This window comes from Enterobacter sp. CC120223-11, assembly GCF_900215375.1.
Taxonomy (GTDB): Bacteria; Pseudomonadota; Gammaproteobacteria; order Enterobacterales; family Enterobacteriaceae; genus Scandinavium.
Window position 1 is genome coordinate 213,217 of the sequence record NZ_OBEF01000007.1, and the last position, 18,321, is coordinate 231,537.

Annotated in this window: 14 protein-coding genes; all 14 read left to right on the top strand. The window is 55.4% G+C overall.

What is annotated here, in order from left to right:
- The first annotated feature begins 3 nt into the window (after window positions 1-3).
- Window positions 4-1,200 carry a 1-deoxy-D-xylulose-5-phosphate reductoisomerase gene (gene ispC / locus CRO87_RS10805; protein WP_097162975.1) on the top strand — a complete coding sequence of 399 codons (1,197 nt, stop codon included), beginning with the start codon at window positions 4-6 and terminating at the stop codon, window positions 1,198-1,200.
- Window positions 1,201-1,386: 186 nt separating this feature from the next.
- The gene (gene ispU / locus CRO87_RS10810; protein ID WP_097162946.1) at window positions 1,387-2,145 is read left to right on the top strand and encodes a (2E,6E)-farnesyl-diphosphate-specific ditrans,polycis-undecaprenyl-diphosphate synthase; all 759 of its coding nucleotides are present in this window, start codon (window positions 1,387-1,389) and stop codon (window positions 2,143-2,145) included.
- Window positions 2,146-2,157: 12 nt separating this feature from the next.
- Window positions 2,158-3,015, top strand: a complete 858-nt coding sequence (gene cdsA / locus CRO87_RS10815; RefSeq protein WP_097162947.1) for a phosphatidate cytidylyltransferase — start codon at window positions 2,158-2,160, stop codon at window positions 3,013-3,015.
- Window positions 3,016-3,026: 11 nt separating this feature from the next.
- Window positions 3,027-4,379 carry a sigma E protease regulator RseP gene (rseP, locus tag CRO87_RS10820; RefSeq protein WP_097162948.1) on the top strand — a complete coding sequence of 451 codons (1,353 nt, stop codon included), beginning with the start codon at window positions 3,027-3,029 and terminating at the stop codon, window positions 4,377-4,379.
- Between the two features lie 31 nt (window positions 4,380-4,410).
- Complete coding sequence (bamA, locus tag CRO87_RS10825) at window positions 4,411-6,816, top strand: outer membrane protein assembly factor BamA (protein ID WP_097162949.1); 2,406 nt, start codon at window positions 4,411-4,413, stop codon at window positions 6,814-6,816.
- Between the two features lie 125 nt (window positions 6,817-6,941).
- On the top strand, window positions 6,942-7,436 hold the full coding sequence (gene skp, locus CRO87_RS10830; protein WP_097162950.1) for a molecular chaperone Skp: 495 nt from the start codon (window positions 6,942-6,944) through the stop codon (window positions 7,434-7,436).
- A gap of 3 nt (window positions 7,437-7,439) precedes the next feature.
- Complete coding sequence (lpxD, locus tag CRO87_RS10835; RefSeq protein WP_097162951.1) at window positions 7,440-8,465, top strand: UDP-3-O-(3-hydroxymyristoyl)glucosamine N-acyltransferase; 1,026 nt, start codon at window positions 7,440-7,442, stop codon at window positions 8,463-8,465.
- A gap of 103 nt (window positions 8,466-8,568) precedes the next feature.
- On the top strand, window positions 8,569-9,024 hold the full coding sequence (gene fabZ / locus CRO87_RS10840; protein ID WP_007373234.1) for a 3-hydroxyacyl-ACP dehydratase FabZ: 456 nt from the start codon (window positions 8,569-8,571) through the stop codon (window positions 9,022-9,024).
- A 3-nt stretch (window positions 9,025-9,027) separates the two neighbouring features.
- A complete protein-coding gene (gene lpxA / locus CRO87_RS10845) occupies window positions 9,028-9,816 on the top strand; it encodes an acyl-ACP--UDP-N-acetylglucosamine O-acyltransferase (RefSeq protein WP_097162952.1) in 789 nt (262 codons plus the stop codon).
- Window positions 9,816-10,964, top strand: a complete 1,149-nt coding sequence (lpxB, locus tag CRO87_RS10850) for a lipid-A-disaccharide synthase (RefSeq protein WP_097162953.1) — start codon at window positions 9,816-9,818, stop codon at window positions 10,962-10,964. The genes lpxA and lpxB overlap by 1 nt, the downstream gene beginning before the upstream one ends.
- Window positions 10,961-11,557 (top strand): ribonuclease HII, encoded by a 597-nt coding sequence (gene rnhB, locus CRO87_RS10855; RefSeq protein WP_097162954.1) that lies wholly within the window; start codon window positions 10,961-10,963, stop codon window positions 11,555-11,557. The genes lpxB and rnhB overlap by 4 nt, the downstream gene beginning before the upstream one ends.
- Window positions 11,558-11,579: 22 nt before the next feature.
- The gene (gene dnaE, locus CRO87_RS10860) at window positions 11,580-15,062 is read left to right on the top strand and encodes a DNA polymerase III subunit alpha (protein ID WP_097162955.1); all 3,483 of its coding nucleotides are present in this window, start codon (window positions 11,580-11,582) and stop codon (window positions 15,060-15,062) included.
- A gap of 12 nt (window positions 15,063-15,074) precedes the next feature.
- Entirely contained in the window at window positions 15,075-16,034 is a 960-nt protein-coding gene (gene accA / locus CRO87_RS10865) for an acetyl-CoA carboxylase carboxyl transferase subunit alpha (RefSeq protein ID WP_097162956.1), read from the top strand.
- A 107-nt stretch (window positions 16,035-16,141) separates the two neighbouring features.
- Window positions 16,142-18,280, top strand: a complete 2,139-nt coding sequence (locus CRO87_RS10870) for a lysine decarboxylase LdcC (RefSeq protein ID WP_097162957.1) — start codon at window positions 16,142-16,144, stop codon at window positions 18,278-18,280.
- Window positions 18,281-18,321: the final 41 nt, after the last annotated feature.

Here is an 18,321-nt window from a genome sequence, read left to right on the forward strand (position 1 = left end):
TTCATGAAGCATTTAACCGTTCTGGGCTCCACGGGCTCCATTGGCTGCAGCACGCTAGACGTGGTGCGTAACAATCGTGACCTTTTCAGCGTGACCGCGCTGGTGGCGGGCAAAAACGTTGACCGAATGGTCGAACAGTGCCTGGAATTCTCTCCTCAGTACGCGGTGATGGATGATGCGCAAAGCGCTGCGGCGCTGATTGTGGCCCTGCGCCAGCACGGAAGTCAGACTGAAGTGCTGAGTGGACAACAGGCTGCCTGCGAAGTGGCTGCGCTGGACGATGTCGACCAGGTAATGGCGGCTATTGTTGGGGCGGCCGGGCTGATGCCAACCCTTGCGGCGATTCGCGCCGGAAAAACCATTCTGCTGGCCAACAAAGAGTCGCTTGTCACCTGCGGCCGCCTGTTTATGGATGCAGTGAAAGAGAGTGGGGCGCGCCTGCTGCCGGTGGACAGCGAGCACAACGCTATTTTTCAGAGTTTACCGGAAACAATTCAAAACCAGCTGGGTTACGCTTCCCTGGAGCAGAACGGTGTTTCATCGATTCTGCTGACCGGGTCTGGTGGCCCGTTCCGTGAAACGCCGTTGGCTGACCTGCGCGCTATGACGCCAGATCAGGCCTGCCGGCATCCGAACTGGTCAATGGGACGTAAGATTTCCGTCGACTCGGCCACCATGATGAACAAAGGTCTGGAATACATTGAAGCGCGATGGCTGTTCAACGCTTCAGCAAGCCAGATGGAAGTCATTATCCATCCTCAGTCAGTCATTCACTCGATGGTGCGTTACCGCGATGGCAGCGTAATGGCGCAGCTCGGCGAGCCGGACATGCGTACGCCGATTGCTCACACTATGGCCTGGCCGAATCGTGTGTCCTCCGGCGTGAAGCCTCTGGATTTCTATGCCCTGAGTGAACTGTCATTTGCCGCGCCGGATTACCAGCGCTATCCGTGCCTGAAGCTGGCTATGGACGCGTTCGATCACGGGCAGGCGGCAACCACGGCGCTCAATGCTGCCAATGAGGTCAGCGTTGAAGCGTTTCTGACATCGAAGATCCGCTTTACGGATATTGCTGCCGTCAATCTGGCCGTGCTTTCAGCGCTGGATCTGCAGGAACCTGCCAGCGTTGAGGAGGTGATGAGTGTGGATGCCCACGCCAGAAGCCTTGCAAGCCAGCAGGTGATACGCCTCGCAAGCTGATGATTATCCGTTCAACGGATACGGCTTCATTTGTTAGCGCTGGGCTTCAGTGTTATAGTCTGCGCCACCCGATAACGCTGTAACGACAAAGTGTTATCGAGTGAGCCGTGGATTTGCACGGCTTTTTTGCGCTAAGCGTCTGTATTCCGGTGCCGCTAATTCCTTTGCATGGACTAATAACGCGTTATGTTGTCTGCTAACAAACCAATCAGCGAGAACCTGCCTGCCCACGGCTGTCATCATGTGGCCATCATTATGGACGGCAACGGGCGCTGGGCGAAGCGACAAGGGAAGATCCGCGCTTTCGGCCATAAAGCCGGGGCGAAATCGGTCCGCCGGGCCGTTTCATATGCCGCTAATAACGGCATTGAGGCGCTCACCCTTTACGCGTTCAGCAGTGAAAACTGGAACCGTCCGGAACAAGAAGTCAGCGCACTCATGGAGTTGTTTGTTTGGGCGCTGGACAGCGAAGTCAAAAGCCTGCACAAACATAACGTTCGCTTGCGCATCATTGGTGATACCCGCCGCTTCAACGCCCGCTTACAGGAGCGCATTCGTAAGGCCGAAGCGCTGACCGGAAACAACACCGGGCTGACGCTCAATATCGCCGCGAATTACGGTGGTCGCTGGGATATCATTCAGGGAGTTCAGCATCTGGCTGCACAGGTTCAGGAAGGACAACTGCGTCCGGAAGAGATAACCGAAGATTTGCTGGGTCAGCAAATCAGCATGCACGAACTGGCTCCCGTAGATTTGGTAATTAGGACTGGGGGAGAGCATCGCATTAGTAACTTTTTGATTTGGCAAATTGCCTATGCAGAACTTTACTTTACAGATGTTCTCTGGCCCGATTTCGATGAACAAGACTTTGAAGGTGCGCTGAATGCTTTTGCCAATCGCGAGCGTCGTTTCGGCGGCACCGAGCCTGGTGGCGACAAAGCCTGATGGGGGTAGCTCTTGCTGAAGTATCGCCTGATCTCTGCTTTCGTTTTAATACCCGTTGTTATCGCGGCGCTGTTTTTACTGCCGCCCGTCGCTTTTGCCATTGTCACCCTGGTGGTGTGCATGCTGGCGGCGTGGGAATGGGGTCAATTAAGCGGTTTTAAAACTCGCTCTCAGCGAGTGTGGCTGGCGGTGCTTTGCGGGTTAATCCTTGCCGCGATGCTCTTTTGGCTGCCGGAATATCATCACAACGTTCATCAACCTTTGGTTGAAGGGGCGCTTTGGGCGTCGATGGGGTGGTGGATTGCGGCGCTGCTGCTGGTGCTCTTTTACCCGGGGTCAGCGACGATTTGGCGCAACTCTAAAGCGCTGCGTTTGCTGTTCGGTCTGCTGACCATCATCCCCTTCTTTTGGGGAATGCTGGCGCTGCGCGCCTGGCATTATGATGAGAACCACTACAGTGGCGCGCTCTGGCTGCTCTACGTCATGATTCTGGTGTGGGGCGCTGATTCCGGTGCCTATATGTTTGGCAAACTGTTTGGTAAGCACAAACTGGCTCCGAAGGTCTCTCCAGGCAAAACCTGGCAGGGCTTTATCGGTGGTCTGTTCACTGCAGCCGTTATCTCCTGGATTTATGGCCTGTGTGTGAATCTGGACGTTGCACCCGCCACGCTGTTAACGTGCTCATTGGTTGCTGCGCTGGCTTCTGTGCTGGGTGATTTGACCGAGAGTATGTTCAAACGTGAAGCCGGTATCAAAGACAGCGGGAATTTAATTCCAGGACATGGCGGCATTCTCGATCGCATTGACAGTCTGACCGCGGCGGTTCCGGTCTTCGCTTGTCTGCTACTTTTAGTCTTCAGGACGATTTGACGGAAGGGTTTATGCTGAGCATTCTCTGGAATCTGGCGGCATTCATTGTTGCACTGGGTGTGTTGATCACCGTGCATGAATTTGGTCATTTCTGGGTTGCTCGTCGCTGCGGCGTCCGCGTGGAGCGTTTTTCCATTGGTTTTGGCAAAGCGCTCTGGCGTCGCGTTGATCGTCAGGGAACCGAATATGTTATCGCCCTTATCCCACTGGGCGGCTACGTCAAAATGCTGGATGAGCGCGTTGACCCGGTTGCGCCGGAAATGCGTCACTACGCGTTCAATAACAAAACTGTCGGTCAGCGGGCCGCCATCATTGCAGCCGGTCCGGTTGCGAATTTTCTGTTTGCCATCTTTGCCTACTGGCTGGTGTTTATCATCGGTGTCCCTGGCGTGCGTCCGGTCATTGATGAAATAACACCCAATTCGATTGCCGCAGAAGCACAAATTGCACCTGGAACGGAACTTAAAGCCGTAGATGGTATCGAAACGCCTGATTGGGATGCAGTTCGCCTGGCTCTGGTCACCAAAATTGGCGACGAGCAAACAACGCTCACCGTTGCCCCTTTCGGAACAGAGCAGCGTCAGGATAAAATTCTCAATCTGCGCCACTGGGCTTTTGAGCCCGATAAGGAAGATCCCGTTACGTCACTGGGGATTCGACCTAAGGGTGCGCAGATAGAACCGGTGCTGGCAGAAGTGCAAAACGACTCCGCTGCGCGAAAAGCAGGTTTGCAAGCGGGGGACAGGATCGTTAAAGTCGATGGTCAGCCACTGACTCAGTGGATGACATTTGTCACTCTGGTGCGCGACAATCCCGGGAAGCCGCTGGCGCTCGAGATTGATCGACAGGGCAGTACCTTGTCCGTTACGCTGACGCCAGACACAAAGCCCGGTAAAGGGAAAGCTGAAGGGTTTGCAGGGGTTGTACCAAAAATTATCCCGCTGCCCAATGAGTACAAAACAGTGCGCCAGTACGGGCCGTTTGCCGCCATCATCCAGGCCACGGATAAAACCTGGCAGTTGATGAAGCTGACGGTTCAAATGCTGGGGAAATTGATAACCGGTGACGTAAAACTGAACAACCTCAGTGGGCCAATCTCGATTGCTCAGGGGGCTGGGATGTCAGCGGAGTTTGGGTTGATTTACTATCTGATGTTTCTTGCGCTCATCAGTGTGAATCTGGGCATTATCAACCTGTTCCCGCTACCCGTTTTAGACGGGGGTCATCTGCTCTTTTTGGCGATTGAAAAGCTGAAGGGCGGGCCGGTATCCGAGCGAGTTCAAGACTTTAGTTATCGCATTGGCTCAATACTGCTGGTGCTGTTAATGGGGCTTGCACTTTTCAATGATTTCTCTCGCTTATAAGCGAGAGTGTTAGGAAGAACGCATAATAACGATGGCGATGAAAAAGTTGCTCATAGCGTCGCTGCTTTTCGGCAGCGCGACCGTATACGGTGCTGACGGATTCGTAGTGAAGGATATTCATTTCGAAGGCTTGCAGCGAGTCGCTGTTGGTGCGGCCCTCCTCAGCATGCCCGTTCGTCCCGGCGACACGGTGACTGATGAAGATATCAGTAACACCATCCGTGCGCTGTTTGCCACCGGCAACTTCGAGGATGTGCGCGTTCTGCGTGATGGTGATACGTTGCTGGTGCAGGTCAAAGAGCGCCCAACGATTGCCAGCATCACCTTCTCCGGCAACAAGTCGGTGAAAGATGACATGCTGAAGCAAAACCTCGAAGCCTCTGGCGTTCGCGTCGGCGAGTCCCTCGACCGTACAACGCTCGGGGACATCGAAAAAGGCCTGGAAGATTTCTACTACAGCGTCGGTAAGTACAGCGCGAGCGTTAAAGCCGTTGTCACGCCGCTGCCGCGTAACCGCGTAGACCTCAAGCTGGTCTTCCAGGAAGGCGTTTCGGCCAAAATTCAACAGATCAACATCGTCGGTAACCATGCGTTCAGCACCGATGAGCTGATCTCCACCTTCCAGCTGCGTGACGAAGTGCCGTGGTGGAACGTGGTCGGCGATCGTAAATATCAGAAGCAGAAACTGGCGGGCGACCTTGAAACCCTGCGCAGCTACTATCTGGATCGCGGCTATGCACGCTTCAACATCGACTCCACGCAGGTCAGCCTGACGCCGGACAAGAAAGGTATCTACATCACTATCAACATTACCGAAGGCGATCAGTATAAGCTGCAGGGCGTTGAGGTGAACGGGAACCTGGCAGGCCACTCTGCGGAGATCGAAAGCCTGACCAAAGTGGAGCCAGGTGAGCTTTACAACGGCGCCAAAGTGACCAAAATGGAAGATAACATCAAGAAACTTCTCGGTCGCTACGGCTACGCCTACCCGCACGTTCAGTCTCAGCCTGAAATCAACGATGCGGATAAAACCGTTAAGCTGCACGTCAGCGTGGATGCGGGCAACCGTTACTACGTGCGTAAAATTCGCTTTGAAGGTAACGACACCTCCAAAGATGCCGTTCTGCGTCGCGAAATGCGCCAGATGGAAGGCGCGTGGCTTGGCAGTGATTTGGTCGATTCCGGTAAAGATCGTCTGAACCGTCTGGGTTACTTCGAAACCGTAGATGTGGACACGCAGCGCGTACCGGGTAGCCCGGATCAGGTTGACGTTGTCTACAAGGTGAAAGAGCGTAACACCGGTAGCTTCAACTTCGGCGTGGGCTACGGTACCGAAAGTGGTATCAGCTTCCAGGTTGGCGTCCAGCAGGATAACTGGCTGGGTACTGGCTACTCCGTCGGCATCAACGGCACCAAGAACGATTATCAGACCTACTCTGAGTTTTCTGTGACCAACCCGTACTTTACGGTGGATGGTGTCAGCCTCGGCGGGCGTATCTTCTACAATGACTTCAAAGCAGATGATGCGGACCTCTCCTCCTACACCAACAAAAGCTATGGTGTGGACGGAACGTTGGGCTTCCCAATCAACGAGTACAACACGTTGCGTGCAGGCTTAGGTTACGTGCATAACGACCTGTCTAACATGCAGCCGCAGGTGGCGATGAACCGCTACCTTGACTCGATTGGTCAGGGCACCAGTACCACCAACGATGATGCCGGATTCTCAGCGGATGATTTCACATTCAACTACGGTTGGACGTATAACCATCTTGACCGCGGTTTCTTCCCGACGGACGGCTCTCGCGTCAATCTGAACGGTAAAGTGACCATTCCAGGCTCCGATAACGAGTTCTACAAAGTGACGCTGGACACGGCTTCCTACTTCCCGATCGATGACGATCACAAGTGGGTGCTGCTGGGTCGTACACGTTGGGGCTACGGCGACGGTTTAGGCGGTAAAGAGCTGCCGTTCTATGAGAACTTCTATGCCGGTGGTTCCAGCACTGTGCGTGGCTTCCAGTCGAACAACATCGGTCCTAAAGCGGTCTACTACGGACCAAACCAGGATAACTGTAGTAACGACACGCTGTGTAAATCTGATGATGCTGTCGGCGGTAACGCCATGGCTGTCGCCAGCGCCGAGCTGATTGTACCAACGCCGTTTATCAGCGATAAATATGCTAACTCAGTCCGTACCTCTCTCTTCTGGGATACCGGTACCGTCTGGGATACAAACTGGGAAAACACCGCGCAGATGCAGGCCGCAGGGGTGCCGGATTACGGCGACCCGGGCAACATTCGTATGTCTGCCGGTATCGCATTACAATGGATGTCACCATTGGGGCCGTTGGTCTTCTCCTACGCCCAGCCGTTTAAAAAGTACGATGGAGACAAAGCGGAACAGTTCCAGTTTAACATTGGTAAAACCTGGTAATTGTTCTGTGCAAAGGAATGCTAGTGCAGTGTAGCGATGACATCTGACGATCACTCGCGTGGTTGTATGTGACTTCGCAAAGAACGGTGCCTTCGGGCACTCATGGGATGGTAAGGAGTTTTATTGTGAAAAAGTGGTTAGTAGCTGCAGGTCTGGGTCTGGCAATGGCCGCGTCTGCACAAGCAGCAGACACAATTGCAATTGTTAACATGGGTAGTCTGTTCCAGCAGGTTGCTCAGAAAACGGGCGTATCTGCTACGCTTGAAAACGAGTTCAAAGGTCGTGCAAGCGATCTGCAGCGTCAGGAATCTGACCTGCAGAGCAAAATGCAGCGTCTGCAGCGTGACGGCTCTACCATGAAAGCCAGCGATCGCAGCAAAATGGAAAAAGACATCATGTCTCAGCGCCAGGCTTTCTCCCAGAAAGCTCAGCAGTTTGAGCAGGATCGTGCGCGTCGTTCTAACGAAGAGCGCGGCAAACTGGTTACCCGTATCCAGGCTGCAGTGAAGAGCGTAGCGGCAGACCAGAAAATCGATCTGGTTGTTGATGCCAATACCGTTGCTTACAACAGCAGTGACGTGAAAGACATCACCGCTGATGTGCTGAAACAGGTTAAATAAGTAATGCCTTCAATTCGACTGGCTGACTTAGCGCAGCAGTTGGATGCAGAATTACACGGTGATGGCGATATCGTCATCACCGCTGTTGCGTCCATGCAATCCGCTAATGCAGGCCAAATTACGTTCATGGTAAATCCTAAGTACCGTGAACACCTGGCCGCATGCCAGGCCTCCGCCGTCGTTATGACCGCGGACGATTTACCTTTCGCCAAAAGCGCGGCGCTGGTAGTGAAAAATCCCTACCTGACCTACGCCCGTATGGCTCAAATTCTTGATTCCACGCCGCAGCCGGCACAGGACATCGCGCCCAGCGCGGTCGTTGATGCCACGGCGAAGCTTGGACAAAACGTCTCAATCGGGGCGAATGCGGTTATCGAATCCGGCGTTGTGCTGGGTGATAACGTGCGCATTGGCGCAGGTTGTTTCGTGGGTAAAAACACCCAAATTGGTAACGGAACACGCCTCTGGGCGAACGTTTCGGTCTATCACGAAATTGAGATCGGTGAGCAGTGCCTGATCCAGTCCAGCACCGTTATCGGATCGGATGGTTTCGGCTACGCGAACGATCGCGGCAATTGGGTGAAGATCCCCCAGTTAGGTCGCGTTATCATTGGCGATCGTGTGGAGATCGGGGCATGTACGACGATCGACCGCGGTGCGCTGGATGACACCGTGATCGGCAACGGCGTGATCATTGATAACCAGTGCCAGATTGCGCACAACGTGGTCATCGGTGACAATACTGCCGTTGCGGGCGGGGTTATCATGGCCGGCAGCCTCAAAATTGGCCGCTACTGCATGATTGGTGGCGCAAGCGTCATCAACGGCCATATGGAGATCTGCGACAAAGTGACGGTGACCGGCATGGGCATGGTAATGCGCCCGATCACCGAGCCTGGCGTCTACTCCTCCGGCATTCCGCTGCAGCCTAACAAGGCGTGGCGTAAAACCGCAGCGCTGGTGATGAACATTGATGACATGAGCAAGCGCCTCAAAGCACTCGAGCGTAAAAACAGTCAGCAAGACTAACGTTTCATCTTAAGCGCCAACCTTCCCGGCCTGTCTGATTTTTTATAATCCGGCAGGCCGTGTTATTATTGCACTTTAAGTATTTTTAGACAGGAAGAGTATTTTGACTACTGACACTCATACTCTGCACATTGAAGAGATTCTGGAACTTCTGCCACACCGCTACCCGTTCTTACTGGTCGACCGCGTGCTGGATTTTGAAGAAGGTCGTTTTCTGCGCGCAGTTAAAAATGTCTCCGTAAATGAGCCGTTTTTCCAGGGGCATTTCCCGGGTAAGCCGATTTTCCCAGGCGTACTGATTCTGGAAGCCATGGCTCAGGCCACCGGTATTCTGGCATTCAAGAGCGTCGGTAAACTCGAGCCGGGTGAACTCTATTACTTCGCAGGTATCGATGAAGCGCGCTTCAAGCGCCCGGTTGTGCCTGGAGATCAGATGATCATGGAAGTGACTTTCGAGAAAACTCGCCGTGGCCTGACCCGCTTTAAGGGCGTGGCGTTGGTTGACGGTAAAGTGGTTTGCGAAGCAACGATGATGTGTGCGCGTAGCCGGGAGGCCTGATACGTGATTGATAAAACTGCCTTTATCCATCCTACCGCCATTGTGGAAGAGGGTGCCGTTATCGGTGCCAACGCACACATTGGTCCGTTTTGTATTGTGGGCCCGAACGTCACGATTGGCGAAGGGACCGTACTGAAGTCTCATGTGGTGGTTAACGGTCACACGACCATTGGCCGCGACAATGAAATTTATCAGTTCGCTTCCATCGGGGAAGTTAACCAGGATCTGAAATACGCTGGCGAACCGACTCGCGTGGAGATTGGCGATCGCAACCGCATCCGCGAAAGCGTCACCATTCACCGCGGCACAACACAGGGCGGCGGATTGACGAAGGTAGGCAGCGACAACCTGCTGATGATCAACGCGCACGTCGCGCACGATTGCACAGTCGGCAACCGCTGCATCCTCGCGAACAACGCCACGCTCGCTGGTCACGTGTCTCTGGACGATTTTGTGATTGTCGGCGGCATGACGGCTATCCATCAGTTCTGCATCATTGGTGCACACGTGATGGTTGGCGGCTGCTCCGGCGTAGCACAGGACGTCCCGCCTTACGTTATCGCGCAGGGCAACCACGCCACGCCTTACGGTGTTAACATCGAAGGGCTGAAGCGCCGTGGTTTCAGCAGAGAGGCGATCATTGCCATCCGCAATGCGTACAAACTGCTTTACCGCAGCGGTAAAACGCTGGAAGAAGTTAAACCGGAAATCGCTGAGCTTGCAGAGCAGCATCCTGAAGTGAAAGCCTTCTCTGATTTCTTCGAACGCTCTACTCGTGGTCTGATTCGTTAATGGTCGAGAACCGCCCGCTAACGATTGCCCTGGTCGCCGGAGAAACCTCCGGCGATATTCTTGGTGCTGGCCTGATTCGGGCCCTGAAAGCACGCGTTCCAAACGCCCGATTCGTCGGCGTGGCGGGGCCATTGATGCAGGCTGAAGGCTGCGAAGCCTGGTACGAAATGGAAGAGTTGGCGGTGATGGGGATTGTTGAAGTCCTCGGTCGTCTGCGCCGTCTGTTGCATATTCGTGCCGACCTGACCCGCCGCTTTACCGAACTCAAGCCCGATGTGTTTGTCGGCATTGATGCCCCGGATTTCAACATTACCCTCGAAGGGAACCTGAAGAAGCAGGGGATCAAAACCATTCACTACGTCAGCCCGTCCGTCTGGGCCTGGCGACAAAAACGCGTTTTCAAAATCGGCAGAGCCACCGACCTGGTGCTCGCGTTTCTGCCTTTCGAAAAAGCGTTTTACGACCGTTTCAACGTGCCTTGCCGCTTTATCGGCCACACAATGGCAGATGCCATGCCGCTGGATCCCGATAAAAATGCCGCGCGAGACACGCTCGGCATTGCTCACAACGTGCATTGCCTGGCGCTGCTGCCGGGAAGCCGTGGGGCTGAGGTTGAAATGCTCAGCGCGGATTTCCTGAAAACGGCCCAGCTGCTGCGTAATCACTATCCGGACCTCGAAGTTGTCGTGCCTTTGGTCAATGCCAAACGCCGCGAACAGTTCGAGCGAATCAAAGCTGAGGTGGCTCCCGAGCTCAACGTCCATATGCTGAACGGCATGGGGCGCGAGGCGATGATTGCCAGCGATGCCGCACTGCTGGCTTCCGGCACGGCGGCGCTCGAATGCATGCTGGCAAAATGCCCAATGGTCGTGGGTTATCGCATGAAACCGTTCACCTTCTGGCTGGCGAAACGTCTGGTGAAAACCGACTATGTTTCTCTGCCTAATCTGCTGGCGGGCCGGGAACTGGTGAAAGAACTTTTGCAGGATGAGTGTCAGCCGGAAAGCCTGGCCGAAGCGCTGCTCCCTCTGCTGGCGGATGGTAAAACCAGCCACGCCATGCATGACACCTTCCGCGAACTGCACCAGCAGATCCGCTGCAATGCCGATGAGCAGGCAGCCGATGCGGTGCTGGAGCTGGCGCAATGACCGACGTATTTGTGTATCCACACACCACTCTGGTGGCGGGCGTTGATGAAGTGGGCCGCGGTCCTTTAGTGGGCGCGGTTGTCACCGCTGCGGTGATCCTCGATCCTGCCAAGCCAATCGTCGGCCTGAACGACTCTAAAAAATTAAGCGAAAAACGCCGCCTGGCGCTGTTCGATGAAATTAAAGAGAAGGCGCTGAGCTGGAGCCTTGGCCGCGCCGAGCCGCATGAAATCGACGAACTCAATATTCTGCATGCCACAATGCTGGCCATGCAGCGCGCCGTTGCGGGCCTGCACATTCCTCCGGAATATGTCCTGATTGATGGCAACCGCTGCCCTGCGTTACCGGTGCCTTCAATGGCTGTAGTCAAAGGCGACAGCCGCGTGGCAGAAATTAGTGCGGCCTCCATTCTGGCGAAAGTCTCCCGCGACGCGGAGATGGCGGCGCTGGACCAGACATTCCCCGAATATGGCTTTGCTCAGCACAAAGGGTATCCAACGGCTTTTCATCTGGAAAAGCTGGCTCTGCATGGCGCCACCGAACATCACCGGCGCAGCTTCGGGCCGGTCAAACGCGCACTGGGCATTGCCTGAATAAGCTAAGCGGAAACTGAAGATGGCTGAACCACGTTTCGTACACCTGCGGGTGCATAGCGACTACTCCATGATTGACGGGCTGGCGAAAACCGGGCCGCTGGTGAAAAAGGCGGCCGCGCTCGGCATGCCATCGCTGGCGATCACCGATTTCACCAACCTTTGCGGTCTGGTGAAGTTCTATGGCGCGGGGCACGGTGCTGGCCTGAAGCCGATTATCGGCGCCGATTTCCACGTTAAGAGCGATCTGTTTGCCGATGAGCTGACGCAGGTGACGGTACTCGCCGCCAACAACGAAGGCTATCAGAACCTGACGCTGCTGATTTCACGTGCGTACCAGCGCGGTTACGGCGCTCAGGGGCCGTACATCGATCGCGACTGGCTGGTGGAGCAGAAAGAAGGGCTGATTTTACTCTCCGGCGCGCGGATGGGCGATGTCGGAAAAGCGCTGCTGCGCGGAAACCCTGCGCTGGTTGAGCAGTGTGCGGCCTTTTACGAAGAGCACTTCCCGGATCGCTATTTCCTTGAGTTAATCCGCACAGGCCGTGCCGATGAAGAGAGTTATCTTCACGCTGCGGTGAAGCTCGCCGAAGAGCGCGGACTGCCGGTTGTCGCGACCAACGACGTGCGTTTTATTGACGCAGGTGACTTCGACGCCCACGAAATCCGCGTCGCCATCCACGACGGCTTTACCCTCGACGATCCAAAGCGCCCACGCAATTACTCTTCGCAGCAGTACATGCGCACCGAAGATGAAATGTGCGAGCTGTTCTCTGATATTCCGGAAGCGCTGGCGAATACCGTTGAAATCGCCAAGCGCTGCAACGTGACCGTTCGCCTCGGCGAATACTTCCTGCCGCAGTTCCCGACCGGTGAGATGACCACTGAAGATTTCCTCGTTGTGAAATCGAAGGAAGGGCTGGAAGAGCGCCTGGAGTTCTTATTCCCGGATCCGGCTGAGCGCGCAGAGAAACGCCCGGAATACGACGAACGTCTGGACATTGAACTTCAGGTTATCAACCAGATGGGGTTCCCGGGCTACTTCCTTATCGTAATGGAATTTATCCAGTGGTCGAAGGACAACGGCGTGCCGGTAGGCCCAGGCCGTGGCTCCGGTGCGGGCTCGCTGGTCGCATACGCGCTGAAAATTACCGACCTCGATCCGCTGGAATTTGACCTACTGTTCGAACGTTTCCTTAACCCGGAACGTGTCTCGATGCCCGACTTCGACGTCGACTTCTGCATGGAGAAACGCGACCAGGTGATTGAACACGTCGCCGATATGTATGGGCGCGATGCGGTATCGCAGATCATCACCTTCGGTACGATGGCGGCGAAAGCGGTTATCCGTGACGTAGGGCGCGTGCTCGGTCACCCTTATGGCTTCGTCGACCGTATTTCTAAGCTTGTGCCGCCCGACCCGGGCATGACGCTGGCCAAAGCCTTCGAAGCCGAACCGCAGCTGCCGGAAATTTACGAGGCGGATGAAGAGGTTAAAGCGCTGATCGACATGGCGCGTAAGCTCGAAGGCGTCACGCGTAACGCCGGTAAGCACGCCGGTGGCGTGGTTATCGCGCCGACCAAAATTACCGATTTTGCGCCGCTGTACTGCGACGAATCCGGGCATCATCCCGTTACCCAGTTTGATAAAAACGACGTGGAATATGCGGGGCTGGTGAAGTTTGACTTCCTTGGCCTGCGCACGCTGACGATCATCGACTGGGCGCTGAAGATGATCAACCCGCGCCGGGCGAAGCAGGGTCTGGAGCCAATTGATATTGCCGCCATTCCGCTGGAAGATAAGAAAAGCTTCGACATGCTTCAGCGCTCGGAAACGACCGCCGTGTTCCAGCTTGAATCCCGCGGCATGAAAGACCTGATTAAGCGCCTGCAGCCGGACTGCTTCGAGGACATGATCGCCCTGGTGGCGCTGTTCCGTCCGGGGCCGCTGCAGTCGGGCATGGTGGATAACTTCATCGACCGTAAGCACGGTCGTGAAGAGATTTCCTACCCGGACGTGCAGTGGCAGCATGAAAGCCTGAAACCTGTTCTGGAGCCAACCTACGGTATCATTCTGTACCAGGAACAGGTCATGCAGATTGCCCAGGTTCTGTCGGGTTATACCCTCGGCGGCGCGGATATGCTGCGTCGTGCGATGGGTAAGAAAAAGCCTGAAGAGATGGCCAAGCAGCGCGGCACCTTCGAAGATGGCGCGAAGAACAACGGCGTCGACGGCGAACTGTCGATGAAGATCTTCGACCTGGTAGAAAAATTCGCCGGCTACGGCTTCAACAAATCTCACTCCGCGGCGTATGCGCTGGTGTCGTACCAGACGCTATGGCTGAAGGCGCACTATCCGGCAGAGTTTATGGCCGCGGTAATGACCGCCGACATGGACAACACTGAGAAAGTGGTAGGCCTGGTGGACGAGTGCTGGCGCATGGGCCTGAAGATTCTGCCGCCGGACATTAACTCCGGGCTGTATCACTTCCACGTCAACGACGACGGTGAGATTGTTTACGGCATCGGTGCGATTAAAGGCGTGGGTGAAGGCCCGATCGAAGCCATTCTCGAAGCGCGAAACGAAGGCGGTTACTTCCGTGAGCTCTTCGATCTTTGTGCTCGCGTAGACACCAAAAAATTGAACAAGCGCGTGCTGGAAAAGTTGATAATGTCCGGCGCGTTCGACAGGCTGGGCCCGCATCGTGCGGCGCTGGCAAACTCGCTGCCGGATGCGCTGAAAGCGGCCGATCAGCATGCGAAAGCCGAAGCCATCGGGCAGGCAGATATGTTCGGCGTACTGGCCGAGGAGCCAGAACAGGTCGAACAATCGTATGCCAGCTGTATGCCGTGGCCTGAACCGGTGGTGCTGGAAGGCGAGCGTGAAACGCTGGGCTTGTACCTCACCGGTCACCCGATTACCCAATATTTGAAAGAGATTGAGCGCTACGCCGGTGGCGTAAGGCTTAAAGACATGCATCCGACCGATCGTGGTAAAGTGACCATGGCGGCGGGTCTCGTTATTGCCGCGCGGACCATGGTCACCAAGCGCGGGAATCGCATCGGCATCTGTACGCTGGATGACCGTTCCGGGCGCCTGGAGGTGATGTTATTCACCGAAGCGCTGGATAAATACCAGCATTTGCTGGAAAAAGACCGCATACTCATCGTCAGCGGACAGGTCAGCTTTGATGACTTCAGCGGAGGCCTTAAAATGATGGCCCGCGAAGTCATGGATATTGACGAAGCCCGGGAAAAATATGCTCGCGGGCTTGCTATCTCGCTGACGGACAGGCAAATTGATGACCAGCTTTTAAACCGTCTCCGTCAGTCTCTGGAACCCCATCGGTCGGGGACCATTCCAGTACATCTCTACTATCAGAGGGCGGATGCACGCGCACGATTGCGCTTTGGCGCGACCTGGCGTGTTTCTCCGAGCGATCGTTTACTCAACGATCTGCGTGGCCTCATTGGGTCGGAGCAGGTGGAACTGGAGTTTGACTAATACAGGAATACTATGAGTCTGAATTTCCTTGATTTCGAACAGCCGATTGCAGAGCTGGAAGCGAAAATCGATTCTCTGACGTCCGTTGGCCGTCAGGATGAAAAACTGGATATTAACATCGACGAAGAAGTGCATCGTCTGCGCGAAAAAAGCGTAGAGCTGACGCGCAAAATCTTCGCCGATCTCGGTGCATGGCAGGTTGCTCAGCTGGCTCGCCATCCGCAGCGCCCATACACCCTGGATTATCTGCGTCTGGCGTTTGATGAATTTGACGAACTGGCAGGCGACCGCGCCTATGCCGACGACAAAGCCATCGTGGGCGGCATCGCGCGTCTGGACGGACGTCCGGTGATGGTCATCGGCCATCAGAAAGGCCGTGAAACCAAAGAGAAAATTCGCCGTAACTTCGGCATGCCAGCACCGGAAGGCTATCGCAAAGCGCTGCGCCTGATGGAAATGGCAGAGCGCTTCAACATGCCAATCGTGACCTTCATCGACACGCCGGGCGCATACCCTGGCGTGGGCGCGGAAGAGCGCGGCCAGTCTGAAGCTATCGCTCGCAACCTGCGTGAAATGTCTCGCCTGAAAGTGCCGGTTATCTGCACCGTCATCGGCGAAGGCGGTTCCGGCGGCGCGCTGGCGATTGGCGTGGGCGATAAAGTGAATATGCTGCAGTACAGCACCTATTCCGTTATCTCTCCGGAAGGCTGTGCCTCCATTCTGTGGAAAAGCGCCGACAAAGCGCCGCTGGCCGCAGAAGCGATGGGCATTATCGCTCCGCGTCTGAAAGAGCTGAAGCTTATCGACACCGTGATCCCGGAACCTCTGGGCGGTGCGCACCGTAAGCCAGAAGTGATTGCCGCAAGCCTGAAAGCGCAGATTCTGGCCGATTTGGCCGATCTCGACGTGCTGAGCACCGAAGATCTGCTGAACCGTCGCTATCAGCGTCTGATGAGCTACGGCTACGCTTAAAAGCGCGTAAAAAGAGTGCTCCGAAAAAGCCACAGATTATGTGGCTTTTTTTATATCCGCTATTCACTTGCGCTATGATTAACGGAGGTTTTTTCCAGGAGGAATGCGTGAATATTATCGCCATCATGGGCCCGCACGGTGTCTACCACAAAGATCAGCCGATTAAAGATCTTGAAGCGGCGCTGACCCAACAGGGATTTAAAATCATCTGGCCGCAGAACAGCGCCGATCTCATTAAGTTTGTTGAGCAAAATCCGCGGATTTGCGGCGTTATCTTCGACTGGGATGAGTACGGCGAGGATCTGTGCGGCGATATCAATCAGCTCAACGAATACCTGCCGCTGTACGCCTTTATCAACACCCATTCGACGCTCGACGTCAGCATCAACGATATGCGCATGGCGTTGTGGTTCTTTGAGTACGCGCTGGGCGCGGAGGAAGACATCGCCACGCGCATAGGGCAGTACACCAAAGAATATCTCGATAACATCACCCCGCCGTTTACCCGCGCGCTGTTTAACTACGTGAAAGAGGGTAAATACACCTTCTGCACGCCGGGCCATATGGCGGGGACGGCCTATCAGAAAAGCCCGGTCGGCTGCCTGTTCTACGATTTCTTTGGCGGCAATACGTTAAAGTCGGACGTGTCGATTTCAGTCACGGAACTGGGTTCTTTGCTCGATCATACCGGCCCGCATCTGGAGGCCGAGGAGTACATCGCCCGCACCTTTGGCGCAGAGCAGAGCTACATGGTGACCAACGGCACTTCAACGTCGAACAAAATTGTGGGTATGTACGCGGCCCCGGCGGGAAGCACGCTGCTTATCGACCGTAACTGCCATAAGTCTCTGGCGCATCTGCTGATGATGAGTGATGTCGTTCCATTGTGGCTGAAGCCAACGCGCAATGCGCTGGGCATCCTGGGTGGCATTCCGAAGCGTGAATTCACCCGCGACATCATTTCGCAAAAAGTGGCTGCAACCGCAGGGGCGAAATGGCCGGTGCATGCGGTGATCACCAACTCGACCTACGATGGCCTGCTCTATAACACCACCTGGATTAAAGACACGCTGGACGTGCCGTCGATTCACTTTGACTCTGCCTGGGTGCCCTATACCCACTTCCACCCGATTTATCAGGGGAAAAGCGGCATGAGCGGCGAGCGCGTGCCGGGGAAGGTTATCTACGAAACGCAGTCGACGCATAAAATGCTGGCGGCGCTGTCGCAGGCGTCGCTTATTCACATCAAAGGCGACTATGACGAAGACACCTTCAACGAAGCCTTTATGATGCACACGTCCACTTCGCCGAGCTACCCGATTGTCGCCTCGATTGAAACGGCGGCGGCGATGCTGCGCGGAAATTCCGGCAGGCGGCTGATTAACCGCTCTGTGGAGCGCTCGCTGCACTTCCGCAAAGAGGTGCAGCGTCTGCGCGAGGAGTCTGACGGCTGGTTCTTCGATATCTGGCAGCCTGAGCATGTGGATGAAGCCGTGTGCTGGCCAGTATCGCCGGGCGAAGATTGGCATGGTTTTACTGATGCCGACGCCGATCATATGTTCCTCGATCCTGTGAAGGTCACGATTCTGACGCCGGGGATGGATGAGCAGGGCACTATGAGCGACGAAGGGATCCCGGCGGCGCTGGTGGCGAAATTCCTTGATGAACGCGGCGTCGTTGTTGAGAAAACCGGGCCGTATAATCTGCTATTCCTGTTCAGCATCGGCATCGACAAAACCCGCGCGATGGGGCTGCTGCGTGGTCTGACGGAGTTCAAACGATCCTTCGATCTGAATCTTCGCGTGAAAAACATGCTGCCGGATCTGTATGCCGAAGATCCTGACTTCTATCGCAACATGCGCATTCAGGATCTGGCGCAGGGGATCCATAAGCTGATTCGCCAGCACCAGCTGTCCCATCTGATGCTGCGCGCGTTCGACGTCTTGCCTGAAATGAAAATGACGCCGCATCAGGCCTGGCAGCGGCAGATCAAAGGCGAAGTGGAGACGATCGAAATCGAACAGCTGGTGGGCAGGGTATCGGCCAATATGATCCTGCCGTATCCGCCGGGCGTGCCGCTGCTGATGCCGGGGGAAATGATCACCGAGGAGAGCCGCGCCGTGCTCGATTTCCTGCTGATGCTCTGTTCGATTGGCCGTCATTACCCCGGTTTTGAAACTGACATTCACGGCGCGAAGCGCGACGAGGATGGCGTGTATCGGGTACGAGTCTTAAAAGAGGCCTGATGGCTTGCGTCAGGCGGGCTGGCGCAGGTAACGTGCTGCGA

Excerpts from the sequence above, each read along its gene's own strand:
- ispC (WP_097162975.1), top strand. The coding sequence starts at position 4 with ATGAAGCATTTAACCGTTCTGGGCTCCACGGGCTCCATTGGCTGCAGC.
- ispU (WP_097162946.1), top strand. The coding sequence starts at position 1,387 with ATGTTGTCTGCTAACAAACCAATCAGCGAGAACCTGCCTGCCCACGGC.
- rseP (WP_097162948.1), top strand. The coding sequence starts at position 3,027 with ATGCTGAGCATTCTCTGGAATCTGGCGGCATTCATTGTTGCACTGGGT.
- bamA (WP_097162949.1), top strand. The coding sequence starts at position 4,411 with ATGGCGATGAAAAAGTTGCTCATAGCGTCGCTGCTTTTCGGCAGCGCG.
- lpxD (WP_097162951.1), top strand. The coding sequence starts at position 7,440 with ATGCCTTCAATTCGACTGGCTGACTTAGCGCAGCAGTTGGATGCAGAA.
- lpxB (WP_097162953.1), top strand. The coding sequence starts at position 9,816 with ATGGTCGAGAACCGCCCGCTAACGATTGCCCTGGTCGCCGGAGAAACC.
- rnhB (WP_097162954.1), top strand. The coding sequence starts at position 10,961 with ATGACCGACGTATTTGTGTATCCACACACCACTCTGGTGGCGGGCGTT.
- dnaE (WP_097162955.1), top strand. The coding sequence starts at position 11,580 with ATGGCTGAACCACGTTTCGTACACCTGCGGGTGCATAGCGACTACTCC.
- accA (WP_097162956.1), top strand. The coding sequence starts at position 15,075 with ATGAGTCTGAATTTCCTTGATTTCGAACAGCCGATTGCAGAGCTGGAA.